Annotated in this window: 23 protein-coding genes; 17 read left to right on the top strand and 6 right to left on the bottom strand. The window is 72.0% G+C overall.

All coding sequences use genetic code 11. The features are described 5' to 3' along the window. The first annotated feature begins 91 nt into the window (after nt 1-91). The 4 genes from Q8W71_RS11805 to Q8W71_RS11790 all read left to right on the top strand — a co-directional run bounded on the left by Q8W71_RS11805 (nt 92) and on the right by Q8W71_RS11790 (nt 7,613). Entirely contained in the window at nt 92-1,135 is a 1,044-nt protein-coding gene (locus Q8W71_RS11805; RefSeq protein WP_305525561.1) for an efflux RND transporter periplasmic adaptor subunit, read from the top strand. Continuing rightward, nucleotides 1,135-4,293 carry an efflux RND transporter permease subunit gene (locus Q8W71_RS11800; protein WP_305525560.1) on the top strand — a complete coding sequence of 1,053 codons (3,159 nt, stop codon included), beginning with the start codon at nt 1,135-1,137 and terminating at the stop codon, nt 4,291-4,293. The genes Q8W71_RS11805 and Q8W71_RS11800 overlap by 1 nt, the downstream gene beginning before the upstream one ends. Nucleotides 4,294-4,391: 98 nt before the next feature. Beyond that, nucleotides 4,392-6,470 carry a penicillin-binding protein 1C gene (pbpC, locus tag Q8W71_RS11795; RefSeq protein WP_370875394.1) on the top strand — a complete coding sequence of 693 codons (2,079 nt, stop codon included), beginning with the start codon at nt 4,392-4,394 and terminating at the stop codon, nt 6,468-6,470. Between the two features lie 90 nt (nt 6,471-6,560). Then, nucleotides 6,561-7,613: a cytochrome-c peroxidase gene (locus Q8W71_RS11790; protein WP_305525559.1), complete on the top strand. Its 1,053-nt coding sequence runs from the start codon at nt 6,561-6,563 to the stop codon at nt 7,611-7,613. 36 nt (nt 7,614-7,649) lie between these two features. Here Q8W71_RS11790 and Q8W71_RS11785 read toward each other — a convergent pair whose 3' ends face one another. Continuing rightward, nucleotides 7,650-7,817, bottom strand: coding sequence for a hypothetical protein (locus tag Q8W71_RS11785; protein WP_305525590.1), 168 nt, complete (start codon nt 7,815-7,817; stop codon nt 7,650-7,652). A 340-nt stretch (nt 7,818-8,157) separates the two neighbouring features. On the opposite strand from Q8W71_RS11785, the gene Q8W71_RS11780 reads away from it, so the two are divergent. Next, entirely contained in the window at nt 8,158-9,210 is a 1,053-nt protein-coding gene (locus Q8W71_RS11780) for a hypothetical protein (protein WP_370875393.1), read from the top strand. 74 nt (nt 9,211-9,284) lie between these two features. Here Q8W71_RS11780 and Q8W71_RS11775 read toward each other — a convergent pair whose 3' ends face one another. Further along, on the bottom strand, nt 9,285-9,995 hold the full coding sequence (locus Q8W71_RS11775) for a MarC family protein (protein ID WP_305525557.1): 711 nt from the start codon (nt 9,993-9,995) through the stop codon (nt 9,285-9,287). Nucleotides 9,996-10,040: 45 nt separating this feature from the next. Next, on the bottom strand, nt 10,041-10,775 hold the full coding sequence (locus tag Q8W71_RS11770) for a class I SAM-dependent methyltransferase (RefSeq protein ID WP_305525556.1): 735 nt from the start codon (nt 10,773-10,775) through the stop codon (nt 10,041-10,043). A gap of 171 nt (nt 10,776-10,946) precedes the next feature. Between Q8W71_RS11770 and gloB the strand changes: the two genes are divergently transcribed. From gloB to lpdA, 11 genes are all read left to right on the top strand, one after another. Continuing rightward, nucleotides 10,947-11,723, top strand: a complete 777-nt coding sequence (gloB, locus tag Q8W71_RS11765; protein WP_305525555.1) for a hydroxyacylglutathione hydrolase — start codon at nt 10,947-10,949, stop codon at nt 11,721-11,723. 310 nt (nt 11,724-12,033) lie between these two features. After that, on the top strand, nt 12,034-12,648 hold the full coding sequence (locus Q8W71_RS11760; protein WP_305525554.1) for a TetR family transcriptional regulator: 615 nt from the start codon (nt 12,034-12,036) through the stop codon (nt 12,646-12,648). Nucleotides 12,649-13,106: 458 nt separating this feature from the next. Further along, nucleotides 13,107-14,069, top strand: a complete 963-nt coding sequence (gene mdh / locus Q8W71_RS11755; protein WP_305525553.1) for a malate dehydrogenase — start codon at nt 13,107-13,109, stop codon at nt 14,067-14,069. A gap of 117 nt (nt 14,070-14,186) precedes the next feature. Continuing rightward, complete coding sequence (gene sucC / locus Q8W71_RS11750; protein ID WP_305525552.1) at nt 14,187-15,383, top strand: ADP-forming succinate--CoA ligase subunit beta; 1,197 nt, start codon at nt 14,187-14,189, stop codon at nt 15,381-15,383. 2 nt (nt 15,384-15,385) lie between these two features. Beyond that, nucleotides 15,386-16,270, top strand: a complete 885-nt coding sequence (sucD, locus tag Q8W71_RS11745) for a succinate--CoA ligase subunit alpha (protein WP_305525551.1) — start codon at nt 15,386-15,388, stop codon at nt 16,268-16,270. A 118-nt stretch (nt 16,271-16,388) separates the two neighbouring features. Next, the gene (locus tag Q8W71_RS11740) at nt 16,389-19,376 is read left to right on the top strand and encodes a 2-oxoglutarate dehydrogenase E1 component (RefSeq protein ID WP_305525550.1); all 2,988 of its coding nucleotides are present in this window, start codon (nt 16,389-16,391) and stop codon (nt 19,374-19,376) included. 83 nt (nt 19,377-19,459) lie between these two features. After that, complete coding sequence (gene odhB / locus Q8W71_RS11735; RefSeq protein WP_305525549.1) at nt 19,460-20,794, top strand: 2-oxoglutarate dehydrogenase complex dihydrolipoyllysine-residue succinyltransferase; 1,335 nt, start codon at nt 19,460-19,462, stop codon at nt 20,792-20,794. Between the two features lie 34 nt (nt 20,795-20,828). Then, nucleotides 20,829-21,230 carry a hypothetical protein gene (locus tag Q8W71_RS11730; RefSeq protein WP_305525548.1) on the top strand — a complete coding sequence of 134 codons (402 nt, stop codon included), beginning with the start codon at nt 20,829-20,831 and terminating at the stop codon, nt 21,228-21,230. Beyond that, nucleotides 21,208-21,534, top strand: a complete 327-nt coding sequence (locus Q8W71_RS11725; protein ID WP_305525547.1) for a pentapeptide repeat-containing protein — start codon at nt 21,208-21,210, stop codon at nt 21,532-21,534. Before Q8W71_RS11730 ends, Q8W71_RS11725 begins: the two co-directional genes overlap by 23 nt. Then, nucleotides 21,531-22,286 carry an SDR family oxidoreductase gene (locus tag Q8W71_RS11720; RefSeq protein WP_305525546.1) on the top strand — a complete coding sequence of 252 codons (756 nt, stop codon included), beginning with the start codon at nt 21,531-21,533 and terminating at the stop codon, nt 22,284-22,286. Before Q8W71_RS11725 ends, Q8W71_RS11720 begins: the two co-directional genes overlap by 4 nt. Nucleotides 22,287-22,362: 76 nt before the next feature. Then, nucleotides 22,363-23,763 carry a dihydrolipoyl dehydrogenase gene (gene lpdA / locus Q8W71_RS11715; protein WP_305525545.1) on the top strand — a complete coding sequence of 467 codons (1,401 nt, stop codon included), beginning with the start codon at nt 22,363-22,365 and terminating at the stop codon, nt 23,761-23,763. A 4-nt stretch (nt 23,764-23,767) separates the two neighbouring features. Here the strand turns inward: lpdA and Q8W71_RS11710 are convergent, their stop codons facing one another. Both Q8W71_RS11710 and Q8W71_RS11705 read right to left on the bottom strand, forming a co-directional pair. Further along, nucleotides 23,768-24,745 carry a tyrosine recombinase XerC gene (locus Q8W71_RS11710; protein ID WP_305525544.1) on the bottom strand — a complete coding sequence of 326 codons (978 nt, stop codon included), beginning with the start codon at nt 24,743-24,745 and terminating at the stop codon, nt 23,768-23,770. A gap of 56 nt (nt 24,746-24,801) precedes the next feature. Further along, complete coding sequence (locus tag Q8W71_RS11705; protein ID WP_305525543.1) at nt 24,802-25,197, bottom strand: (R)-mandelonitrile lyase; 396 nt, start codon at nt 25,195-25,197, stop codon at nt 24,802-24,804. A gap of 119 nt (nt 25,198-25,316) precedes the next feature. On the opposite strand from Q8W71_RS11705, the gene Q8W71_RS11700 reads away from it, so the two are divergent. After that, nucleotides 25,317-25,637 (top strand): YnfA family protein, encoded by a 321-nt coding sequence (locus Q8W71_RS11700; protein WP_305525542.1) that lies wholly within the window; start codon nt 25,317-25,319, stop codon nt 25,635-25,637. 1 nt (nt 25,638) lies between these two features. On the opposite strand, the gene Q8W71_RS11695 is transcribed toward Q8W71_RS11700, so the two are convergent. Beyond that, a complete protein-coding gene (locus Q8W71_RS11695) occupies nt 25,639-26,211 on the bottom strand; it encodes a peroxidase-related enzyme (protein WP_305525541.1) in 573 nt (190 codons plus the stop codon). Nucleotides 26,212-26,294: the final 83 nt, after the last annotated feature.

Here is a 26,294-nt window from a genome sequence, read left to right as displayed (position 1 = left end):
CGCCGCCCCCCGGCTCCGGCCGGCCACGAGCCCCGGGGCGGCCGCCGGCCGCTCTCCCCCCGACGCCGGCGAGCCGACCGAGCCCGAGGCCATGCACGCGTTCACGTCCGCCCCGCGCTCCGAAGGGACCCGCCCACCCCCCGCAGCGCTATCGCGCCGGCCCGGCGCCTGCCTCGGGGGCCTCCTCGCAGCGCTCCTGGCGCCGGCGCTGGCGGCGGGGCCCGCCGCCGCCCAGAGTACGCCGGAGGGCACGCGGGTGCTCGGCGTGCGGGCGGGCTCGGCCTGCCTCACCGAGCAGGTCCGCGTCACCGGCTTCGCGCTGCCCCGGGAGGAGGGCGGCGCCACGATCCCGTTCGACGGCTACCGGATCACCGAGATCCTGGCGGGGGAGGGCGACGCGGTGACGGCCGGCCAGGAGATCCTGCGCGCCGTCCGCCAGGAATCCGGGATGCCGGGCGCCGGCCGCGCGGGGACGCCCGGCGGAATCCCCGGTCTCCCCGAGATCTACGCCGTGCGCGCGCCGATCGCCGGCCGGATCACCCGGCTCGACGCCCGGATCGGGCAGGTCACGGGCGCCCCCGCGACGATGCCGGGGCAGGCGCCCCCGCCCCCCGCGCAGCCGGGCGTGCCCGACCTGATGGTCCGGGTCGCGGGCGAGGCCGGAACCGACCTCTTGGTCGACGTGCCGAGCCCCTACGCCGCCAAGATCAAGGCCGGCACCGCGGCGCGGATCCGGCCCGACGACGGCGCCGAGATCCGCGGCTCGGTCCGCGTGGCGGTCGCCGAGGTCGACCCGCGCACCCAGCTCGGACGCGCCCGGATCGCGGTCGAGCCCGCCGGCGCGCTGCGCCCGGGCCAGTTCGCCAGCGCGGTGATCGAGACGGCGCGCGATTGCGGCCTGTCGGTGCCCCGGGGCGCGGTCACCTACCGCGACGGGGTGCCCACCGTGCAGGTCCTGAACGGGACCCGGGTCGAGACCCGCAGCATCCGCACCGGGCTGTCCGACGAGAACCGGATCCAGGTCCGGGAGGGCTTGGCGGACGACGAGCCCGTGGTCGCCAATGCCGGATCGGCGCTCCGCGCCGGCGACCGGGTGACGCCGGTCATCACCGGCAAGGTCGGGGACGGGCGCTGATGGCCGCCAACTTCTCCGCCCTGGCGATCCGGCGCCCGCTGCCGGCGATCGTCGTCTCGATCATCCTGCTGGCGCTCGGCTGGGCGAGCTTCGCGCGGCTGCCGGTGACCCGGCTGCCCTCGGCCGACATCCCGCTCGTCTCGGTGGTGGTCTCGCAGTTCGGCGCCGCGCCGGCCGAGATCGAGGCGCAGGTCACCAAGACCATCGAGGACGGCGTCTCGGGCGTCGAGGGCGTGCGCCACATCGCGTCCTCGGTGACCGACGGGCTGTCGGTCACCACCATCGCCTTCCGCCTGGAGACCAACACCGACCGGGCATTGAACGACGTCAAGGACGCCGTCACCCGCGTGCGCTCCAACCTGCCGCAGAGCGTGCAGGAGCCGCTGATCCAGCGCGTCGACGTGGTCGGCCTGCCGATCGTCACCTACGCGGCCACCGCCCCGAACAAGAGCCCGGAGCAGATCTCCTGGTTCATGGAGAACGTCGTCAAGCGCTCGCTCCAGGACGTGAAGGGCGTGGCCGAGGCGGCGGTGATCGGCGGCGTCGACCGCGAGATCCTCGTCTCCCTCGATCCCGACCGGCTCCAGGCCTTCGGGCTGACCGCGGTCGACGTGAGCCGGCGCCTGTACGGCACCAACGTCACCGTCACCGGCGGCCGCGCCGAGATCGGCGGCCGCGACCAGGCGATCCGCACGCTCGCCTCGGCCAGGACGCTCGACGACCTCGCCGGCACGATGGTGACGCTCAACACCGGCGGGCAGGTGCGGCTGGAGGATCTCGGCCGCGTCACCGACACCGTGGCCGACCGGCGCACCTTCGCCCGCCTCAACGGCGAGCCCGTCACCGCCATCGGCATCAAGCGCGCCCAGGGCGCGAGCGACGTGGTGGTGGCCAAGGCGGTCGAGAAGCGGGTCGAGCAGATCCGGGCCGAGAACCCGGACTACGACCTCAAGCTGATCGACACCTCGGTCGACTTCACCCACGGCAACTACGAGGCCGCGATCTCGACCCTGTTCGAGGGCGCGATCCTGGCGGTGCTGATCGTGTTCCTGTTCCTGCGCGACCTGCGCGCCACGGTGATCGTCGCGGTGTCGCTGCCGCTCTCCATCTTCCCGGCCTTCTGGGCGATGGACGCGCTCGGCTTCTCGCTCAACCTCGTGAGCTTCCTGGCGATCACCCTGTCGACCGGCATCCTCGTGGACGATTCGATCGTCGAGATCGAGAACATCGCCCGCCACATGCGCATGGGCAAGCCGGCGCTCCAGGCCGCGATCGACGCCGCTGACGAGATCGGGCTGGCGGTCATCGCCATCTCGCTGACCATCATCGCGATCTTCGCGCCCGCGAGCTTCATGTCCGGCATCGCCGGCCAGTTCTTCAAGCAGTTCGGCATCACCGTGGCGGTGCAGGTGTTCTTCTCGCTGCTCGCCGCGCGCTTCGTCACGCCGATGCTCGCGGCCTACCTGATGAAGCCGCACACCGAGCCGGAGAAGCCGCCGGGCCGGATCCTGCGGGCCTACACCCGCCTCGTGACCTTCTCGGTGCGGCACGCCTACCTGACGCTGCTGATCGGGCTCGGCTTCTTCGCCGGCTCGATCGCCTCGCTCAGTCTGCTCTCGAAGGGCTTCCTGCCCGCCCAGGATTCCTCGCGCTCGGTGATGGCGCTGGAGCTGCCGCCGGGCTCGCAGCTCGCCGACACCGAGAAGACGGCGGAGGACATCGTCAAGGTGATCCGCGGCCTGCCCGAGGTGAAGAGCGTCTTCATCGACGGCGGTCGCGTGCCCAAGGAGCCGATCGAGGCGCGCCGGGCCTCGTTCATCATCAACTATACGCCCAAGAAGGACCGCTCCATCACCCAGCGCGACCTGGAGCGGGAGATCGGCGCCCGGCTGCGGTCGGTGCCCGACATCCGCTTCTACTTCGTCGACGAGAACGGGCTGCGGGCGATCTCGCTGGTGGTGCGCGGCGCCGACGCGCGCACGGTGGCCAACGTCGCCGACGAGCTGGCCGGGCAGATGCGCCGGCTGCCCAGCGTGACCAACGTCATCTCCGGCACCACCCTGAACCGGCCGGAACTCCAGATCCGCCCGCATCTCGACCTCGCCGCCCGGCTCGGCGTGTCGCCGACGCTGCTCGCCGAGACGATCCGCGTGGCGACGATCGGCGATGTCGGCCCGGCGCTCGCCAAGTTCGACGCGGGCGACCGCCTCGTGCCGATCCGGGTGCAGCTCGACGATTCCGCCCGGGTCAACCGCAGCGTGCTGGAGCAGGTGCGGGTGCCCAAAGGAGGCGGGGGCTCGATTCCGCTCGCGAGCATCGCCGACCTGGAGTTCCAGCAGGGCCCGACCAACATCACCCGCTATGACCGCATGCGGCAGGCGACCGTGGCGAGCGACCTCGCGGCCGACGCCGCGCTCGGCGACGTGCTCAAGGCGATCGACAACCTTCCGGTGATGAAGTCGCTGCCCAAGGGCGTCACCGTCGATCAGGGCGGCGACGCCGAGAGCCTGAACGAGCTCGCCGACGGTTTTGCCAAGGCGATGAGCGCCGGGCTGATGATGGTCTACGCGGTGCTGGTGCTGCTGTTCGGCTCGTTCCTGCTGCCGATCACCATCCTGTTCTCGCTGCCCCTGTCGCTCGGCGGCGCGGTGCTGGCCCTGATGATCACCGGCAAGCAGCTCACAACACCGGTGTGGATCGGCATCCTGATGCTGATGGGCATCGTCACCAAGAACGCGATCATGCTGATCGACTTCGCCGTGGAATCGATCCGGCACGGCATGGCCCGGGACGCGGCGATCATCGACGCGGGCCAGAAGCGGGCGCGGCCGATCGTGATGACCACCATCGCGATGGTGGCCGGCATGCTGCCCTCGGCGCTGGCCTTTGGCATCGGCGGCGAGTTCCGCTCGCCGATGGCGCTGGCGGTGATCGGCGGCCTGATCCTGTCGACGCTGCTGTCGCTGGTGTTCGTGCCGGCGGTGTTCATCGTCGTGTCGCGCGTCTCCGACCTCGGATTGGGCTTGGCGCGCCGGCTCCTCGCGTTCAATCTGCGCCGGCGGTCGGGCGCGAAGCCCGACGCGGCGCGGTCCGACGCGGCCAAGGCGGAGGGCGTGCCGGTCGCGTCGGGTCTCGGGCCGGCCGGGCCGCCGGCCTGAGTTCGGCCGGCTCCGGCCGCGGGCGGTGGGCCGGATTCCGGGGGCGGGGAGGGCGCGTGGAGCGAGGGCGGACCCGATTGCGCCGCCTCGCGTGGCCGATGCGCCGGATCGCCGGGCTCGCGGGGATCGGCCTCGCCGGCCTGATCCTCCTCGTCGCCGCGGCCGGCGCCTGGGCTTGGCGCGCGATGGAGACCCTGCCGCCCCTCGACCTCGCCCCGGCCTCGGCGCGCTCGACCGTCGTCCTCGACCGGTCCGGCGCGCTGCTGCGCCCCTTCGCCACCGCCGACGGCCGCTGGCGGCTGCCGGTCGGCGCGGAGAGCGTCGATCCGCGCTTCCTGGCGATGCTGCGCGCCTACGAGGACCGGCGCTTCGCGGCCCATCCGGGGGTCGATCCCGTCGCCCTGGCGCGCGCGGCCGGGCAGTGGCTCGCGCACCGCCGCATCGTGTCCGGCGGCTCGACCCTGTCGATGCAGGTCGCCCGCCTCGTCGAGCCGCGCCGGGCGCGCTCCCTCGACGCCAAGCTGCGGCAGGCCCTGCGCGCGGTCGCGCTGGAGCGGAGCCTCGGCAAGGCCGGCGTGCTCGACCTCTACCTCGCGCTCGCCCCCTACGGCGGGGCGCTGGAGGGCGTGCGGGCGGCGAGCCTCGCCTATTTCGGCCGCGAGCCTGTCCGGCTGACGGCGGCCGAGGCGGCGCTCCTCGTCGCCCTGCCGCAGGCCCCGGAGGCGCGGCGGCCGGACCGGTTCCCGGAGCGCGCCCGGGCGGCGCGCGACCGGGTGCTCGACATCGCCGCCGCCCGCGGCGTCCTCGACCGCGCCGAGGCCGCCGCCGCCAAGGCCGAGCCCGTGCCGCGGGCCAAGCGTCCGTTCCCGATGATCGCCGCCCACGCCGCCGAGGAAGCTCTGGCCGAGACGCCCGGCACGCCCGTCATCCGCCTGAGCCTCGACGGCCGCCTCCAGGCGAGCCTGGAGGCGCTGGCGGCCGAGCGCGCGGCGGCGGCCGGCCCCGGCCTGTCGGCGGCGATCCTCGTCCTCGACAACCGCGAGGGGCGGGTGCTGGCCCAGGTCGGCAGCGCCGGCTACCTGGAGCCGGAGCGCCGCGGCGCCATCGACATGACCCGGGCGGTGCGATCCCCGGGCTCGGCCCTGAAGCCGTTCGTCTACGCGATGGCCTTCGAGGCGGGCCTCGCCCATCCCGAGACGCTGGTGGAGGACCGGCCGGCCCGGTTCTCCGCGAGCTACGCCCCCGAGAATTTCGACCAGACCTACCAGGGCACCGTCACCGCGCGCCGCGCCCTGCAACTCTCGCTGAACGTGCCCGCGGTCGCGCTGATGGAGGCGGTCGGTCCCGCCCGGTTCATCGCCCGGCTGCGCGCGGCCGGCGCCGACATCCGCCTGCCGCGCGAGGCGGCTCCGGGACTGCCGGTGGCGCTCGGCGGCCTCGGCCTGACGCTCACCGACCTCGCCCGGCTCTACGCCGGCCTCGCCCGCGGCGGCGACGTGCCCGACCCGCTGCGGCGCGCCGGCCCCGCCCCGGAGCGCGGCCCCGGGCGCGCGATCACCGAGCCGGTGGCGGCGTGGTACGCGGCCGATATCCTGCGCGGGGCGCCGCCGCCCGAGAACGCCCTGCCGAACCGGATCGCCTACAAGACCGGCACCTCCTTCGGTTACCGCGACGCCTGGGCGGCGGGGTTCGACCGCCGCGTCACCGTCGCCGTCTGGGTCGGCCGCCCGGACGGCGCAGCGGTGCCGGGCCTCGTCGGCCGGTTCGTGGCCGCGCCGATCCTGTTCGACGCCTTCGCCCGGATCGGCGGCGAGCCCGAGCCGGTGCCGCGGCCCTTCGACGCGCTCGTGGCCGACACCGCGGGCCTGCCGCCGCCCCTGCGGCGGCTGGGACGCGACGCGGCGCCGGGGAGCCAAGCGCTCAAGATCGCCTTCCCGCCGGACGGCGCCCGGGTCGATCTCGGCCTGTCCGAGCGCGCCCGGCCCGAACCCGCGGACGGCCTGGCCCTCAAGGCGCTCGGCGGCGTGCCGCCGCTGACATGGATGGTCGACGGGACGCCGGTGGCGCAGACCGCCCGGCGCAACGCCGCCTGGACGCCGGACGGGGCCGGCTTCGCGCGCATCTCGGTGCTCGACGCGACCGGCGCCAGCGACAGCGTCACCGTGCGCGTGGAGTAGGCGGCCAACGCACGAATTCGTGACGGGCCTCGCCGAGCTTCACCGATCCTCAACCGATCTGTGACTATCTCAGGTCGTGAGAGGTCGATTATGCAATGGAAGGTCGGCGTCGCGGGCGCGGCGTTCCTGGGGGTGATCGGTGTCGCGGGCGTGGCGAGCGTGGCCGGTCACGGTCCCGACGCCCGGCGCGCCGCCTGGCAGGCGGAATACAGGCCGCCGGCGACCATCCCGTTCCCGTCCGAGAACGCCTACACCCCGGCCAAGGCCGAGCTGGGGCGGCGCCTGTTCTTCGACCCGATCCTGTCGGGCGACCGCGATCGCTCCTGCGGGACCTGCCACCTCCCGGACCTCGCCTGGGGCGATGGCCGGGCTCGGGCTGCGTCCCGCGGGCCGGGCGCCATGGACCTGCGCACGCCGACCCTGCTCAACGTGGCGTGGCAGGACGGGCCGCTCGGCTGGGACGGCAAGTTCGGGACCCTGGAGGCGGTGGCCGCGATGCCGATCACCGCGGCCGGCAACATGAACCTGCCGATCCCGCAAGCCCTCGACCGGCTCGCGGCCGACCCGGGCTACGCCGAGGCCTTCGCCGCCGCCTTCACCGATCCGGCGATCACCCGCGACCGGCTGGAGGCGGCGCTCGCCACCTTCCAGCGCACGATCGTCTCCGGAACCGGTCCGTTCGACCGCTGGATCGCGGGCGACGAGACGGCGATCCCCGAGACGGCCAAGCGCGGGTTCGACCTGTTCAACGGCCGGGCCGGCTGCGCGGGCTGCCATTCCGGCTGGTCGTTCACCGACAACTCGTTCCACGACATCGGCGTCGGCCGCGGCGGCGACCTCGGGCGCGGGCGCATCCTGCGCAGTTCGGTCGCCCTGCGCCACGCGTTCAAGACGCCGACCCTGCGCGACGCGGCCCGGCGGGCTCCGTACATGCACGACGGATCGGTGCCGACCCTGGAAGCGGTGATCGACCTCTACGACCGCGGCGGCATCGATCGGCCGAGCCGCTCCCGCCTGATCAGGCCGCTGCACCTGAAGGCCGCGGAGCGGGCGGACCTGCTCGCCTTCCTCCAGACCCTGTCGGCCACGGCCGACCGGGACGTGACGACCGCCGTGTTCAGCCCGGCGGCGCCGACGCCCTGACGCGCCGGACCGGTGTCCACCTCGGCGGCGAGCGCGCTAGCGGAACAGCGGCAGGCCGGATCCGAGCAGGACGAGGCCCGAGACGAGGAACAGGCCGCCCCCGGTCTCGAAAGCCCGCACGCGCAGGCCGGCGCGCGGCGCGAAGCCGGCCAGGGCGACACCGAGTCCGAGGCAGGCCGCGCTCGCCAGTCCGATCATCGCCACTCCCTGATCCGCACCATCTCTCGGGCGCCCCATCGCATGGGCGCGCCACCCCTCGGGCGAAGCGCCCGCCGCGCCCGGCCGCCGCATACCTTGCGCCGGGAGTCTTAACCGCGCGCTTCCGGCCCCGCAGGCCGGGGCTGATCGGCCAAGGGGCGGGGCGCGCCGGAAGTTCCCGCGCCCCGGCGAGGAGGGTCTGGACAAACGGAAACCGTGCGAGGCGCCCGCTATCCACAGCGTTAACCTTCCGGCCACACACGTTAACAAACCGTTGGCGCGGCGCTCGCGATTCTCCGTAAATGTCCTGGTAAGCACGTTCCTGAGGCGTGCTGGCGAGGATCAGATGCGCTTCCTCAAGAGAAACCGGCTGTTTCCTCGCCCCGTCATCGGATTGGCGACACTCTTCACCTTCGGGGCGATCGGCGAGGCCAGCGCCCACGTCAAATGGTTCTGCGCCTACGACGTCGCCGGCCAGCCGCAAGGTCTCGACCGGGTGCTGTGCCCGGACTTCGAGTGGCTAACCGGGCTGGCCCTGCTCTGCCTGATGCTCGGCTGCCTCGCGGAGGGCACGCCGCTGGGCGGTGCGCTCCTGAACGCTCTCGACCGGGTGACGGCGCGGATCCGCACCGACACCGAGCTCCTGGTGCGCGCGACGCTCGGGTTCTTCTTCGTCTCGCTGTGGAGCCTCGGCGGCATCATCCTCACGCCGGAGTTGAAGACCGACGTGGCCTGGATCTCCTGGCTGCAACTCGGGCTCGCGGCCTGCCTCGTCTCCCGGAAGACCATGCCGCTCACCGGCCTCGGCATCGTGTTCCTGTTCTCCTACGCCACCGCCCAGTACGGCCTGTTCCACCTCGCCGACTATCCCGTCTTCCTCGGCGTCGCCGCCTACCTGATCCTGCGCGGCCTCGACATCCGGCCCTACGGCGTGCGCCCGCTCGACATCGTGCGCTGGGCCGCCGCGGTCACGCTGATGTGGGCCTCGGTGGAGAAGTGGGCCTACCCGCAATGGACCGACCCGCTCCTGGCCGCCAAGCCCGGGATGACCATGGGCGCCTCGCCCGAGCTGTTCATGCAGGCCGCCGGCGTGATCGAGTTCACCCTCGCCTTCGCCCTCATCTGGACGCCCCTGGTGCGCCGGGCCGCCGCGATCATCCTCGCCGCGATCTTCGTCTCGGCGATCTTCGAGTTCGGCAAGGTGGACGCGATCGGCCATTCCGGCATCATCGTGGTCCTGCTGGGCATCGCGGCCGACGACGCCCGGGCCGCGGTCCGGGCCCGGGACGTGGCTCTGGCCCCGGCCTGGTACGGGGCGGCGCTCGCGGGCTTCCTGTTCCTCTACTACGTCGGCCACGCGGCGCTGTACGGGGGCCTGAGCGAGCTGCCGGTGATCTGAGCCGCGGCCGGCGCGCGACGGGGGTGGTCCGTCGGGGGCGGGTCGTCCCGGGCTGCCCCCGATCCCGTCCGGGTTCAGCGGGCGAAGGGCCCGAACACGTCGTGGATCCCGGTGACGAGGATCTGGGTGCCCACGCACAGGAGCAGGAAGGCGAACAGCCGCCCCGCCACCCGCGCCCGCACCGGACCGATCAGCGCCACCACCCGGTCGGCCGAGCCGTAGACGAGGGCGACCGCGAACGCGACGCAGAGCGCGGCCAGGGAGACGCCGAGGTAGAAGCCGAGCCGGTCGGCCATCGCCGCCGGCCGGTTGGCGCCGAGCGTGATCGCCACCGCGATGGTGCCGGGCCCGGTGGTGAAGGGTAGGGTGAGGGGGAAGAAGGCGATCTCCGACAGGGCCGCCGCGGTCGCCTCCGGGCGGCCCTCCGGGCTCGGCGGCGGCGGGAGCCCGCCGGTGCCGGACGCCTCCGCCTGCTTGCGCGCCTCCCGGGCCTCCGGCCGGTTGAGCTGCGTCCAGGCCGAGGACATGACCACGAGGCCGCCGGCGATGCGAAGCGCCCCGAGGCTGACCCCGAAGAAGTTCAGGACCGGCGTCCCAGCCCAGAGCGCGCCGAGCATGACCAGGGCGGCGTAGACGCCGATCCGCCGCGACAGCTCCACCCGCTCGGCGTGGCTGTAGGCGCCCGTCACCTGGGCGAAGATCAGCGCGCCGCCGATCGGGTTGACGATCGAGATCAGGCCCGAGAGGGCGAGAAGGAATTGCTGGATCGTCGAATCGACGTTCATGGGGCCGCGCTCCCGATTCGCGCGGCCCTATAGCACCCGGCGGCCTCAGCCAGGGGAGGGGGCCGGCACAAGCACTCGCGCCGGGACGAGGCGGCGGGCCCGGCGCACCACCTGGACCGCGACCGGACGGTAGAGCTGCTTCGTCGCGTCGACCACGTGGATCCCCGCGAACGGCAGCGACAGGCTGGTGCCGAGCGCCTCCCAGGCGGGGCCGGTCCGCAGCATCGGCCGCGACCGCACCGGCGGCATGTACAGGGTCTCGGCCCAGCCCTCGGGCGAGAACAGCGTGTCGCGCATCAGCCGGCCGAGCTGCGAGCGACTGTAGGGCTGGCCGTGCCCGAACGGCGTCGCCTCCCGCCGGGCCCAGACGCCGCGGCGGTTCGGCACCACGAGGATCAGCCGCCCCCCCGGCGTCAGGGTGCGCCACACCTCCTGGAGCAGCTCGGTCGGGCTCTCCACCGATTCGAGGGCGTGGACCAGGATCACCCGGTCGATGGCGGCCTCCGGCAGCGGCATCATCGTCGGGTCGGCGAGCGCCGTGCAGGAGCGGCCGGTGCCCGGCCAGTTCACCACCCCCTGCGTCGCCGACATGAACGCCAGGGTGCGCTCGGCGATGCAGTGCACCGGCCCGAGATAGGGCGTGGGGTAGCCGATCCCGAGGACCCGCAGGCCCGAGACGGAGCCGAGGAAGCCGTGGACCGCGCGGCCGACCACCCGGCGCGTCGTGCCGCCGAGGGGGCTGGCGTAGAAGGCCCGCAGGCCGTTGACGTCGAGGCGCATGGGTGTCCACCACGCTCGCGCGACGGGAGCGACAGGCGCTTCAATGGTGACCCGGGACGCCCGCGGCAAGCGGCGGAGGAACTTCCGGGCACCTCCGCCTGTTTTCGGCCACAATCTTTGTCGGTCCCGCCAAGCTGAGACGGCGTGGTCCGAGCCGGACACGGGGATTCGATGGCCGTTGAGCCGCAGTTCCACACCTTTCTGTGCCGCAGCGACAACATCGGCGTGCTGATCCGCGACCCGGCCACCGGCGCCTGCGCGGCGATCGACGCGCCGGAGGCCGACGCGGTGATGGCTGCCCTCGACGCCACCGGCTGGCGCCTCACCGACATCCTCGTCACCCACCGCCACGCCGACCACGTGGAGGGCATCCCCGCCGTGAAGCGCGCCACCGGCGCCCGCGTGACCGCGCCGCGCAAGGCCGGCGACGCCGTGCCGGAGGTCGACGCGGCGGTCGGGGAGGGCGACACCGTCCGGGTGGGCGATCTCGCGGCACGGGTCTGGGAGACGCCGGGCCACTGCGCCGACCACGTCACCTACCATTTCGCCGAGGCCGGCCTCGTCTGCGCGGGCGACACCCTGTTCACCCTCGGCTGCGGCCGGGTGCTGGAGGGTCCGCCGACCGCCCTGTGGTCCTCGCTCCGGCGATTCTCGGACCTGCCGGACGAGACCCTGCTGTTCAGCGGCCACGACTACGTGCTGTCCAACGCGCGCTTCGCGCTCGCCGCCGACCCGGACAACCGCGACCTCCAGGCCCGGGCGGAAGAGGCGCGGCGGGCGAAGGCCGAGGGCCGCTTCCTGGTGCCCTCGACGCTCGGCGACGAGCGTGCGACGAATCCTTTCCTGAGGAGCGGCGAGCCGGCCCTCGCGCGGTCTGTCGATCTTCCCGCAAGCGTTGATGCGTCACAGGTGTTCGTCGCACTGCGTGCGTGGAAGGACCGCTTCTGACAGCAGGTGATAACGAGAAAATTTTGTTGCGTTCTCAGTGCGAACTGAACATACGACGTTGAAGCGGTTCTAAGCCGCTCAATGACACTGGCTCCCGGGGGGAAGCCGCAACATCAGCCGAAGCGCCGGGACGCTTCACTCGGAACGATGGGGGTCCGTCTCGCCCTACCACCTGTCCTCTTCCCGCCTTCCACTCCCCTTCCTCAAACCCGAGGCCGAACCGTCGCAGGACGAAACGCTCGGGACGAAGGTGAGATTTCCTGCACCCGATGGCTCTGGTCAGGGCGCGCAGCGCGAATGCGGCGAGGTCGTGGCCCCCAGCCGCGTCCGCGCCCCGGTCTCGGCCGATGTCCGCCTGCTCGGCATCGCCACGGAACACCTCGCCCGGCTCGGCCCGAAACGCGTGACCGTGGTGGCGGTCGCCGCCGAAGCGGGCATGACCCACGCCAACGTCTACCGCTATTTCCCGTCCAAGGACGCGCTCCTGGACGCCGTGGCGGGGCGCTGGCTGCGCGAGGTGGAGGCGCGGCTCGCCGGCATCGCGGACGCGCCGGATCCCGCCGACGACAAGATCGAGCGGTTGCTCACCGCCCTGGCGACCGTGCAGCGCGACGCCCTGTTCGAGGAACCCAACCTGTTCGCGGTGCACCTCGACGCCACCGTCGCCGCCCGGCCCATCGCCCGGCGCCACCGGGTGCGGCTCCGCAACCTCGTCGAACGGGTGGTGGAGGAAGGGATCGCTTCGGGCACCTTCTCGGCCCGCGACCGCGAGCGGGCCATCGCCTACATCTTCGACGCGAGCTACCGCTTCACCCACCCGCTGGCGATCCAGCAGGACGCCGATGTGCCGCGCGACCTGATCGAGGCGCGGTTCGGTGCGGTGATCCACGCGATCCAGCGGGTGCTGCGCTCCGGCATCCTCTGAGGCAACACGTCCCGATCGCGGCGACGCGCGGATCGGCCGGCCGCTGGAGCGCGGCCAGATCACGGGCCCGGACCCTCGCGTCCGGGCCCGTTCGCGTTCCAGGCCTTCGCGTTTCAGGCCCGACCGCACGCGGTGATCGCGCGCCGAAATCCGAAAATGACAACATCGCGAAAGTGTCATCGCGCCCGGAGCGGGGTGATGTCCGACGCTGCACTGCACCTAAAACCTTAGCGGCGCTGGGCTTTCCCACGAGCCCTTCCGTCCCGGCCGCGTCCCGTGCCCGCCCCGACCCTGCGCGCGGCCGCGGCGCATCGGGTTGTAGGGCCGGTGCTTTTCCGCCACACAACCGCGCAGAATTCAGGAGCCGACCGATCCCGGGCGCGGCGGCCCCGCGCTCCCGCTCCCCGACGCTCCCGCCCAACGCCCCCATCCCGACGGACACGGAAGGCAGACCGGACATGGCACGCAGCAAGATCGCCCTCATCGGTGCCGGCCAGATCGGCGGCACGCTCGCCCTGCTGGCCGGGCTGAAGGAACTGGGCGACATCGTCCTGTTCGACATCGTCGACGGCGTGCCGCAGGGCAAGGCTCTGGACATCGCCGAGGCCGCCCCGGTCGAGGGCTTCGACGCCACGTATGCCGGGGCGAGCGACTACGCGGCCATCGCCGGCTCCGACGTGATCATCGTGACCGCCGGCGTGCCGCGCAAGCCCGGCATGAGCCGCGACGACCTGATCGGCATCAACCTCAAGGTCATGCAGGCGGTGGGCGAGGGCATCAAGACCCACGCCCCCGACGCCTTCGTCATCTGCATCACCAACCCGCTCGACGCGATGGTCTGGGCGCTCCAGAAGTTCTCCGGTCTGCCGAAGAACAAGATCGTCGGCATGGCCGGCGTGCTCGACAGCGCCCGCTTCCGCCACTTCCTGGCCGAGGAGTTCAAGGTCTCGGTCGAGGACGTGACCGCCTTCGTGCTCGGCGGCCACGGCGACGACATGGTGCCGCTGGTGCGCTACTCGACCATCGCCGGCGTGCCGCTGCCCGACATGATCAAGCTCGGCTGGTCGAGCCAGGAGAAGCTCGACGCGATGGTCGAGCGCACCCGCAAGGGCGGCGGCGAGATCGTCAACCTGCTCAAGACCGGCTCGGCCTTCTACGCCCCGGCCTCCTCGGCGATCGCGATGGCCGAGAGCTACCTGCGCGACAAGCGCCGCGTCCTGCCCTGCGCCGCCCATCTCGACGGCGAGTACGGGGTCGACGGCATGTTCATCGGCGTGCCGGTGGTGATCGGCGCGGGCGGCGTCGAGAAGATCCTGGAGGTCACGTTCGACGACGCCGAGAAGGCGATGTTCGACAAGTCCGTCGCCTCGGTCGCGGGCCTGATCGAGGCCTGCAAGAGCGTCGACGGCAGCCTCGCCTGAGCCCGCGCGGACGGCGGGAGAGGTGGCGATCGGCGGCGCCTGTCACCGGGGGCGCTGCTCGTCCGCCGCATCGTCCGCTATGCGCGCCTTACAATTCGCCCTGACCACGAGGTCGCGATGAATATTCACGAATACCAGGCCAAGGCGGTGCTGCGGGAGTTCGGCCTGCCGGTCTCGCGCGGCGTGGCGATCTTCGATCCCGCCGAGGCCGAGGCGGCCGCCAAGGAACTCGGCGGCCCGGTCTGGGTGGTGAAGAGCCAGATCCACGCGGGCGGGCGCGGCAAGGGCACCTTCAAGGGCGCGCCCGCGGGCGCCAAGGGCGGCGTGCGCGTCACCAAGTCGATCGACGAGGTGAAGAGCCACGCCGGCGAGATGCTGGGCCAGACGCTGGTGACGATCCAGACCGGCCCGGCCGGCAAGCAGGTCAACCGCCTCTATATCGAGGACGGCGCGCAGATCGCGGCCGAGTTCTACCTGTCGATGCTGGTCGACCGGAGCACCGGCGGCGTCGCCTTCGTGGTCTCGACCGAGGGCGGCATGGACATCGAGGCGGTCGCCCACGACACGCCCGAGAAGATCCACACGATCCCCGTCGACCCGGCCACCGGCGTGATGGCCCACCACGGCCGCGCCGTCGCCAAGGCCCTCGGGCTGACCGGCGCGCAGGCCAAGGAGGCCGCCGCGATCACGGAGAAGCTCTACGCGGCGTTCGTCGCCAAGGACATGAGTCTCCTGGAGATCAACCCGCTGGTGCTCACCGCCGACGGGCATCTCAAGTGCCTCGACGCCAAGATGGCCTTCGACTCGAACGCCCTCTACCGCCACCCGGAGCTGGTGGCCCTGCGCGACGAGACCGAGGAGGACGCCAAGGAGATCGAGGCGTCGAAGTACGACCTCGCCTACATCGCGCTCGACGGCACGATCGGCTGCATGGTCAACGGCGCCGGCCTCGCCATGGCGACGCTCGACATCATCAAGCTCTACGGCGAGAGCCCGGCCAACTTCCTCGACGTCGGCGGCGGCGCCTCCGAGGAGAAGGTCACCGCGGCCTTCAAGATCATAACCGCCGACCCGCAGGTGAAGGGCATCCTCGTCAACATCTTCGGCGGGATCATGAAGTGCGACGTGATCGCCCGCGGCGTGATCGCCGCGGTCAAGGCGGTCGGCCTCACCGTGCCGCTGGTGGTGCGGCTGGAGGGCACGAACGTCGAGGAGGGCAAGGCGATCATCCGCGGCTCGGGCCTCAACGTGATCCCGGCGGACGATCTCGACGACGCCGCCCAGAAGATCGTCGCCGCCGTGAAGGGAGCCTGACCATGTCGGTGATGATCGACGCGAACACCAAGGTCATCTGCCAGGGCTTCACCGGCAAGAACGGCACCTTCCACTCCGAGCAGGCGCTCAGCTACGGCACCAAGATGGTCGGCGGCACGAGCCCCGGCAAAGGCGGCTCGACCCATCTCGGCCTGCCGGTGTTCGACACGGTGGCCGAGGCCCGGGAGGCGACCGGCGCGGATGCAAGCGTCGTCTACGTGCCGCCGCCCGGCGCCGCGGACGCGATCTGCGAGGCGATCGCCGCAGAGGTGCCCCTGATCGTGTGCATCACGGAGGGCATCCCGGTGCTGGACATGGTGCGGGTGAAGCGCGCCCTGTCGGGCTCGAAGTCGCGGCTCGTCGGCCCGAACTGCCCCGGCATCGTCACCGCGGGCGAGTCGAAGATCGGCATCATGCCGGCCAACATCTTCCGGCCCGGCTCGGTCGGCATCGTCTCGCGCTCCGGCACCCTGACCTACGAGGCGGTGTTCCAGACCTCGACCGCGGGCCTCGGCCAGACCACGGCGGTCGGCATCGGCGGCGATCCGGTGAAGGGCACCGAGTTCATCGACGTGCTGGAGCTGTTCCTGGCCGACCCGAAGACTGAGTCGATCGTGATGATCGGCGAGATCGGCGGCTCGGCCGAGGAGGAGGCCGCCCAGTTCCTGAAGGACGAGGCCAAGCGCGGCCGAAGCAAGCCGATGGTCGGCTTCATCGCCGGCCGCACGGCGCCCCCCGGCCGCCGCATGGGCCATGCCGGCGCGATCATCTCCGGTGGCAAGGGCGGCGCCGAGGACAAGATCGCGGCGATGGAGGCGGCGGGCATCCGCGTCTCGCCCTCGCCGGCGCGGCTCGGTTCGACGCTGGTCGAGGTGCTGAAGGGCTGAGGCCGGCCGCCGCGGGGATCGCGGCGTCCGGACGAGCGGCGCCGGCGCGCGAGGCCGGCGCGGGCATGAGGGCGGTCCGGTCCGGATCGGGCCGCCAGAGCGACAGGATGGACGGACCATGGCACGCCAGGACGTGAACGAAGCGCTCCTCGAAACCTCGTTCCTCTACGGCGCCAACGCCGCCTACATCGAGGAATTGCAGGCGGCCTACGCCCGCAATCCCCATTCCGTCGACCCCGCGTGGCAGAGCTTCTTCAAGGGGCTCGGCGAGGACGAGACGCTGGTCGAGAAGAACGCGGCCGGCGCTTCCTGGGAGCGGCCGAACTGGCCGGTACCGGCCAACGGCGAGCTGGTCTCGGCCATGGACGGCAACTGGGGCGCCCTGGAGAAGGCGATCGGCGACAAGATCGTCGCCCGCGAGGGCCGCGAGGCCAAGCCCGGCAAACCGGTCGACGGCGTCGTGGCCAAGACCGGCGTCTCGGTCGAGCAGGCGACCAAGGATTCGGTGCGGGCGATCATGCTGATCCGCTCCTACCGCATGCGCGGCCACCTGCACGCCAAGCTCGACCCGCTCGGGCTGGCGCCGCGCGGCGACCACGAGGAGTTGCACCCGCAGCATTACGGCTTCCTGGAGAGCGACTGGGACCGGCCGATCTTCCTCGACAACGTGCTCGGCCTGGAGTTCGGCACGATCCGCGAGATCGTCGACATCCTTGAGCGCACCTACTGCCAGACGCTCGGCGTCGAGTTCATGCACATCTCGGATCCGGCCGAGAAGGCGTGGATCCAGGAGCGCATCGAGGGCAAGGACAAGGAGATTTCCTTCACGCCCGAGGGCCGCAGGGCCATCCTGAACAAGCTGATCGAGGCGGAAGGGTTCGAGCGGTTCCTCGACCTCAAGTACACCGGCACCAAGCGCTTCGGCCTCGACGGCGGCGAGTCGATGATCCCGGCGCTGGAGCAGATCATCAAGCGCGGCGGCGCGCTCGGCGTGCGCGAGATCGTGCTGGGCATGGCCCATCGCGGCCGGCTCAACGTGCTCACCACCGTGATGGCCAAGCCCTTCCGGGCGGTGTTCCACGAGTTCAAGGGCGGCTCGGCCTCGCCCGCCGAGGTCGAGGGCTCGGGGGACGTGAAGTACCACCTCGGCGCATCCTCGGACCGCGCCTTCGACGGCAACAACGTCCACCTCTCGCTGACCGCCAACCCGTCGCACCTCGAGATCGTCGATCCGGTGGTGCTGGGGAAGGTCCGCGCCAAGCAGGACCAGTGGGCCAAGCCCAACGTCGAGCGCCGCACGGTGCTGCCGCTCCTGATCCACGGCGACGCGGCGTTCGCCGGCCAGGGCGTGGTCGCCGAGTGCCTGGGCCTGTCGGGCCTCAAGGGCCACCGCACCGGCGGCTCGGTGCACTTCATCATCAACAACCAGATCGGCTTCACCACCGATCCGCGCTTCTCGCGCTCCTCGCCCTATCCGTCCGACGTGGCGAAGATGGTCGAGGCGCCGATCTTCCACTGCAACGGCGACGATCCGGAGGCGGTGACCTTCGCCGCGAAGGTGGCGGTCGAGTACCGGCAGAAGTTCGGCAAGCCGGTCGTGATCGACATGCTCTGCTACCGCCGCTTCGGCCACAACGAGGGCGACGAGCCGGCCTTCACCCAGCCGAAGATGTACCAGCGCATCCGCAAGCACCCCTCGGTGCTGGAGCGCTACGGCCAGAAGCTCGTCGAGAACGGCAGCCTGAGCCAGGAGGCGCTCGACGCCCGGAAGGCCGAATTCCGCGGCATGCTCGACGCCGAACTCGACGTCGCCACGAACTACAAGGCCAACAAGGCCGACTGGCTCGACGGGCGCTGGTCCGGCGTCAAGGCCGTGCACGAGGACGTGGACGACCCCCGGCGCGGCCGCACCGCCGTGCCGGCCGAGACCCTGCGCGAGATCGGCCAGAAGATCACCCAGGCGCCCCCCGGCTTCCACCTGCACCGCACGATCCAGCGCTTCATGGACAACCGCGCCAAGGCGGTGGAGACCGGCGTCGGGATCGACTGGGCGACCGCCGAGGCGCTCGCCTTCGGCGCGACCCTGCTCGACGGCAACCGCGTCCGCCTCTCCGGACAGGATGTCGAGCGCGGCACCTTCTCCCAGCGCCACGCGGTGGTGATCGACCAGGAGAACGAGCAGCGCTTCACGCCGCTGAACTCGATCCGCGAGGGGCAGTCCAACATCGAGATCATCAACTCGATGCTCTCGGAGGAGGCGGTGCTCGGCTTCGAGTACGGCTACTCGCTCGCCGAGCCGGATGCCCTGGTGCTGTGGGAGGCGCAGTTCGGCGATTTCGCCAACGGCGCGCAGGTGGTGATCGACCAGTTCATCGCGTCCGGCGAGCGCAAGTGGCTGCGCATGTCCGGCCTCGTGATGCTGCTGCCGCACGGCTACGAAGGGCAGGGGCCGGAGCACTCCTCCGCCCGCCTGGAGCGCTATCTCCAGGCCTGCGCCGAGGACAACATGCAGGTCGCCAACTGCACGACCCCGGCCAACTACTTCCACATCCTGCGCCGCCAGTTGAAGCGCGACTTCCGCAAGCCGCTGATCCTGATGACGCCGAAGTCGCTGCTGCGCCACAAGCGCGCCGTCTCGACGCTCGCCGAACTCGCCGAGGGCTCGACCTTCCACCGGGTGTTGTGGGACGACGCGGAGGCCGAGGGCAGCGAGTACAAGCTCGTGCGCGACGAGAAGATCCGCCGCGTCGTGCTGTGCTCCGGCAAGGTCTACTACGACCTCCTGGAGGAGCGGGAGAAGCGCGGGTTGACCGACATCTACCTGATGCGCGTCGAGCAGCTCTACCCGTTCCCGCTCAAGGCGCTCGCCACCGAGATGGCCCGGTTCCGCAACGCCGACGTCATCTGGTGCCAGGAAGAGCCCAAGAACATGGGCGCGTGGTCCTTCGTCGAGCCCTACCTCGAATGGGTGCTGGGCCAAGCGAACGCCGCCGTCAGCCGCCCCCGCTACGTCGGCCGCCCGGCCTCGGCCTCGACCGCGGTCGGCCTGATGTCGAAGCACCAGGCGCAGCTCCAGGCGTTCCTCAACGAGGCCCTGGCCGTCTGATCTTTTTCGAGACTCGGCGGCGGTCCCAGCCGGGCTGCCGCGCCCGATGACGGCCTCCGCAGGGCCCAACCGAACCGAGAGCTATGGCAACCGACATCCTCGTCCCGACCCTCGGAGAATCCGTGACCGAGGCCACGATCGGCCGCTGGTTCAAGAAGCCCGGCGACACGGTCGCGGCCGACGAGCCCCTGGTGGAGCTGGAGACCGACAAGGTCACCCTGGAGGTCAACGCCCCGGCGGCGGGCGAACTCGGCGAGATACTGGTCAAGGACGGCGAGACGGTGGAGCCCGGCGCGCTGCTCGGCTCGATCGTCGAGGCCGGCGCCGGCGGGGCGAAGCCCGCTCCGAAGGCCGCCGAGACCAAGGCCGAGAGCCGGAGCGAGGCCCCGAAGGACCAGCCGAAGCCCGCCGAGGCGCCGGCCCAGGAGAGCTCGCCTAAGGAGAACCCGCCCAAGGAGACCGCGGCCGGCTACGGCAGCCACGGCGAGGCGGCCCCCGTGCCCCAGCGCGAGGCCGGCGATCACGGCCCGGCGGTGGCCAAGATCGCCCGCGAATCCGGCATCGACCCGGCCACGGTCCAGGGCTCCGGCAAGGACGGCCGCGCCACCAAGGGCGACATGCTCGCGGCGGTGGCCCGCGGCCCGGCCCCTGCGAAGGAAGCCCCTGCGAAGGAGGCCCGCCCCGCTCCGCCCCGCGCGCCCTCGGCGCCCGACGACGCGTCCCGCGAGGAGCGCGTGCGCATGACGAAGCTGCGCCAGACCATCGCGCGCCGGCTCAAGGACGCGCAGGACACGGCCGCGATGCTGACCACGTTCAACGACGTGGACATGTCGGCGGTGATGAGCCTGCGGTCCCAGTACAAGGACATCTTCGAGAAGAAGCACGGCACGAAGCTCGGCTTCATGGGCTTCTTCACCAAGGCGGTGATCGGCGCCCTGAAGGACGTACCGGCGGTCAACGCCGAGATCGACGGGCAGGACCTCGTCTACAAGAACTACTACCACATCGGCATCGCGGTCGGGACCGACAAGGGCCTCGTCGTGCCGGTGGTGCGCGACGCCGACGAGCTGTCGGTCGCCGGGATCGAGAAGCGCATCGCCGGCTTCGGCAAGAAGGCCCGCGACGGCAAGCTGTCGATCGAGGACATGCAGGGCGGCACCTTCACGATCACCAACGGCGGCATCTACGGCTCGCTGATGTCGACCCCGATCCTCAACGCCCCGCAATCGGGCATTCTCGGCATGCACCGCATCGAGGAGCGCCCGGTGGTGCGCGCCGGCAAGATCGAGGCGCGGCCGATGATGTACCTCGCCCTCTCCTACGACCATCGCATCGTCGACGGGAAGGAGGCGGTGACCTTCCTCGTCCGCGTGAAGGAGGCCCTGGAGGACCCGGCGCGGCTGGTGCTGGACCTGTAATCGCCGCGCGCCGCAGGGCGGGATGCAGACGTGGGTGCTCCTGTCGGAGATCGTGCGCAATCTCGGGCTCGCGCTGGCTGCGCTGGTCGGCGCCGCACTGGCGTGGCGGAAGCTGACGCCGGAACTCAGGCAGGCCGGGACGGCGGCCTCCCAGGCGGAACTGGCCCGGCGCTCGCACGTGATGGAGCTGTTCAACCGCGCGGCCGGCCAGCTCGGAGACGAGCGACTGGAAGTGCGCCTCGCGGCGATCTACGTCTTGCGGGAGATCGGCCGGGATTTTCCCGATCTCGCCGATCCCGTGTTCGAATTGCTGCAAGCGCACCTGCGGGAGCGGCGGTCGGATTACGGGGAGGCGGACCCGCCGATCGACGTCCGTGCGATCATCGAGGCGCTACGTGGGAGGATCCTCAACGATGAGCCGTCTGGGCAGTCATAGGGCGCGCCCGACCTTGAACCTGCAAGGTGCCTTCATCCGTCGGACCGATCTGAGCGGGGCCGATCTGCGCGACGCCGACCTGTCGGGCGTCGATGCGACCGGTGCCCGTTTCAGGGATTCGGATTTCGCAGGCGCTCGGCTCGCCGACATGATCCTCGGCGGCGCCGACCTGACGGGTGCCCGCAACCTGACCGTGGACCAGATCGCCGAAGCCATCATCGACGATCAGACGCGTCTGCCAGCGTACATAGACCGACACGAGTTGATCCGCCGCCGCAAGATCGCAGCAGAGGGCGAAGCATGACTGGCACGTCGGAAAAGGTCGCCGTCGTCACCGGCGGGAGCCGCGGCATCGGCCGGGCGGTGGCGCTGCTGCTGGCCGAGCGCGGCTACGCCGTGTGCCTCAGCTACGTCTCGGACGCGGGGGCCGCGGAGGCGGTGGTCTCGGCGATCGAGGCGAAGGGCGGACGGGCCGTGGCGGTGCGCAGCGATGTCGGCGTCGAGACCGACGTGCTCGCCCTGTTCGAGGCGGCCGACCGGCTCGGGCCGGTGACGGCGCTCGTCAACAACGCCGGGGTCGTCGACGTGGCCTGCCGGGTCGCCGACGTGACCGCAGCCCGCCTCCAGCGGATGATGACCACGAACGTCGTCGGCAGCTTCCTCTGCGCCCGCGAGGCGGTGCGCCGGATGTCGACGAAGCACGGCGGCAAGGGCGGGGCGATCGTCAACCTGTCCTCGGTGGCAGCCCGGCTCGGCGGACCCGGCCAGTACGTCGACTACGCCGCCTCGAAGGGGGCGATCGACACCTTCACCGTCGGCCTCGCCCGCGAGGTCGCGGCGGAGGGGATCCGCGTCAACGCCGTGTCGCCGGGGATCATCGACACCGAGATCCACGCCAGCGGCGGCCAGCCGGACCGGGTCGCCCGCATGGGGCCGGACCAACCGATGGGCCGGGCGGGCACCGCCGAGGAGGTGGCGGCGCCGATCGTGTGGCTGCTCTCCGACGAGGCCGCCTACACCACGGCCGCCAACATCGACATCGCCGGCGGCCGCTGAACGCCCGCCCAGGCACCGATCCCGCGGGCCACGACCCCGCTCGGCCGCGCGCGGCCCGACCGAACGGAACCCTCTCATGTCCTACGATCTCGTCGTCATCGGCACCGGCCCGGGCGGCTACGTCTGCGCCATCCGCGCGGCCCAGCTCGGCCTGAAGACCGCGGTGGTCGAGAAGCGCGCCACCCACGGCGGCACCTGCCTCAACGTCGGCTGCATCCCCTCCAAGGCGCTGCTGCACGCCTCCGAAGCCTACGAGGAGGCCACCAAGCACTTCGCCGACCTCGGCATCGAGGTCTCGGGTGTGAAGCTCGACCTCAAGAAGATGATGGGCTTCAAGGCCGAGGGCGTGGCCGGCAACACCAAGGGCGTCGAGTTCCTGCTCAAGAAGAACAAGGTCGAGACGTTCCACGGCACCGGCCGCATCGCCGGGGCCGGCCGAGTCGAGGTCGTCTCCGAGGACGGCGGCAACCGGATGCTGGAGACGAAGAGCATCGTCATCGCTACCGGCTCGGACGTGGCGCGCCTGCCGGGCATCACCATCGACGAAAAGACCGTCGTCTCCTCCACCGGCGCCCTCGAACTCGACCGGGTGCCGAAGCGGCTGGTGGTGATCGGCGCCGGGGTGATCGGCCTGGAACTCGGCTCGGTGTGGCGCCGCCTCGGCTCGGAGGTGACGGTGGTCGAGTACCTCGATCGGATCCTGCCGGGCATGGACGGCGAGGTCGGCAAGCAGTTCCAGCGCATCCTCGCCAAGCAGGGCATGGTCTTCAAGCTCGGGACCAAGGTGACCGGCGTCGAGGTGGCCAAGAAGGGCGCGACCGTCACCGTCGAGCCGGCTTCGGGCGGCGGGGCCGAGACGCTCAACGCCGACGCGGTGCTCGTCTGCATCGGCCGGGTCCCCTACACCGAGGGGCTCGGCCTGGAGAACGCGGGGGTCCAGCGGGACGACAAGGGCCGCGTGCAGGTGGACGCGCACTACGCCACCAACGTCACCGGGGTCTACGCGATCGGCGACGTGATCGCCGGGCCGATGCTCGCCCACAAGGCCGAGGACGAGGGCGTCGCGGTGGCCGAGATGCTGGCCGGCCAGTCCGGCCACGTGAATTACGGCGTGATCCCGAACGTCGTCTACACCTTCCCCGAGGTGGCCTCGGTCGGCCGCACCGAGGAGGAGTTGCAGAAGGAGGGCGTGGCCTACAATGCGGGCAAGTTCCCGTTCACGGCCAACGGCCGCGCCAAGGCCAACGGCACCACCGATGGCTTCGTGAAGGTGCTGGCGGATTCCGCCACCGACCGGGTGCTCGGCGTCCACATCGTCGGGGCGGATGCCGGCAACCTCATCGCCGAGGTCGCGGTGGCGATGGAGTTCGGCGCCTCCTCCGAGGACATCGCCCGCACCTGCCACGCCCACCCGACGCTGACCGAGGCGGTGAAGGAGGCGGCTTTGGCGGTCTCCAAGCGCGCCATTCACGTCTGACGGATCAGGCCGCCCGCCCGGCCCTCGGGTGGGCGGCCGCGTAGGCCGCCATCAGGCGCGCCGCGTCGACCTGGGTGTAGAGCTGCGTCGTCGAGAGCGAGGCGTGGCCCAGGAGCTCCTGGATCGCGCGCAATTCCCCCTGCCGGGCCAGCAGGTGGGTGGCGAAGGAGTGGCGCAGCGCGTGCGGCGTCGCGCTGTCCGGCAGCCCGAGCGCACCGCGGGCCCGGGCCACGGCGTACTGGATGATCCGCGGCGAGAGCGGGCCGCCGCGGGCGCCCACGAACAGCGGCCCGTCCGGCGGCAGCGGCAGCGGGCAGGCGGCGACGTAATCGGCCACCGCCGCGGCCACCACCGGCAGCACCGGCACCATCCGCTCCTTGCCGCCCTTGCCGAGCACGGTGATCTGGTCGGTGCCCGGCAGCGGCGCGTCGCGCCGGGAGAGCCCCAGCGCCTCGGAGATGCGCAGTCCGGCGCCGTAGAGCAGGGCCAGCACCGCCGCGTCCCGGGCGAGGATCCACGGCTCGCGCGCCTCGCCCGCCCGGACCGCGGTGTCGGTGAGCGCTACAGCCGCCGGCACCGGCAGCGGCCGCGGCAGGCGCCGCGGCACCTTCGGCTGGCGCACCGCGCCGAGCGCCGAGACGCCGCCGTGGCCCTCCCGTTCGAGGAAGCGCGCGAACGAGCGCAGGCCCGCGAGCATCCGCATCAGCGAGCGCCCCGAGATCTCCTCGGCCCGGCGCGCGGCCATGAAGCCGCGCACGTCGCGGACCTTCAGCGCCGTCAGCACCGCGATCGTCGGGGTGCCGCGACGGCCGTCGAGGTGGACCAGGAACTGGCGCAGGTCGCGCCGGTAGGCCTCGACGGTGTTGTCGGCCATCCGCCGCTCGCGGGCGAGGCTCTCGGTCCAGGCGCGGATCGCCGCGCGGAGTCCCGCGTCGCCCGGAAGCAGGAGGAGGTCGGCGGCGTTGTCGGCGGTGGCGCTCATGCCGACACTCGAACGCCACGCCCCTTGCCGCGGGCTTAACGCGACCGCGTTCCGGTTCAGCGCCGGTACTGCGCGTCGGTCACCTGCTCCAGCCAGTCGACGGGCTTGCCGTCCTGCTTCTCCTGGATCGCGATGTGGCTCATGCCCGTGGTCGCCGTGGCGCCGTGCCAGTGCTTCTCGCCCGGCTCGAACCAGACCACGTCGCCGGGGCGGATCTCCTCCACGGGACCGCCCTCGCGCTGCGCCCAGCCGAGGCCGGCGGTGACGATCAGCGTCTGGCCGAGCGGGTGCGTGTGCCACGCGGTGCGGGCGCCCGGCTCGAAGGTGACGTGGGCCCCCGCCGCCCGCGCCGGGTCCGGCGCGCTGAACAGCGGGTCGACCCGCACCGCGCCGGTGAAATATTCTGCCGGCCCCTTGCCCGACGGCTGCGAGCCGCTGCGCCTGATCTCCATCGCCCCTTCCTTTCCGTTCATCGGCGCCGAACCGCCCTCACGCCGGGAGGTAGCGCCCGCACGCCGACGGGCGACCGTGGCGGTTGCCGCGCGCGTGCCCGGCGTGCGAGGCGGACGCCATGACCGTCCTCGCCTATGCCGGCGCCGCGCTGGCCGAGATCGCCGGATGCTTCGCGTTCTGGGCGTGGCTGCGCCTCGACCGCTCGGCGTGGTGGACGCTCCCCGGCACCGCGAGCCTCGTGCTGTTCGCGTGGCTGCTGACCCGGGTCGACAGCGCGGCGGCGGGGCGGGCCTACGCGGCCTATGGCGGGGTCTACGTCGCCGCCTCGATCGTCTGGCTGTGGCTCGCCGAGGGGCAGCGGCCGGACGGGCGCGACCTGCTCGGCGGGGCGGTGTGCCTCGCCGGCACCGCGATCATCCTCTACGGCCGCCGGGCCTGAGTCACCGACCCAGCGCGTAGAATTCCGGGTTCGGGCGCAGGTCGACCGCGCTGGCCAGCCGGTTCGACAGGCCGAACAGGGCGGTGATCGCGGCGATGTCCCAGGCCTCGTCGGGGGTGAAGCCGTGCTCGGCCAAGGTCGCGTGGTCGGCCTCGCCCACGTCTCCCGGCTTGGTCGCGAGCTTGACCGCGAAGGCGAGCATGGCGCGCTGGCGCGAGGTGATGTCGGCCTTCGGGAAATTGACCGCGATCTGGTCGGCGAGCGTCGGGTCCTTGGCCCGCACCCGCAGGATCGCGCCGTGGGCGACCACGCAGTACAGGCAGTCGTTGGCCGCGCTGGTCGCCACCACGATCATCTCGCGCTCGGCCTTGGTCAGGCCGCCCGCCCGCTCCATCAGGGCGTCGTGGTAGGCGAAGAAGGCGCGGAACTCGTCGGGCCGGTGGGCCAGCGCCAGGAACACGTTGGGCACGAAGCCCGCCTTCTCCTGCACCGCCTCGATCCGCGCGCGCAGGTCATCCGGCAGGGCCGACACCTCCGGCACCGGGAAGCGGCTGATCGGGGCGGTCTCGGGCATGGTCCGGCGTCCTCGGTTGGCGAAACGGAGCGTTCACGATACGTACGTCAGGGTCGCCCCGCGCGTCGAGCCGCGTTCGCGCG

The sequence above is a fragment of the Methylobacterium amylolyticum genome (assembly GCF_030700245.1).
In the GTDB taxonomy this organism is placed as follows: Bacteria; Pseudomonadota; Alphaproteobacteria; order Rhizobiales; family Beijerinckiaceae; genus Methylobacterium.
This window is presented reverse-complemented; position numbering and strand designations above follow the sequence as displayed.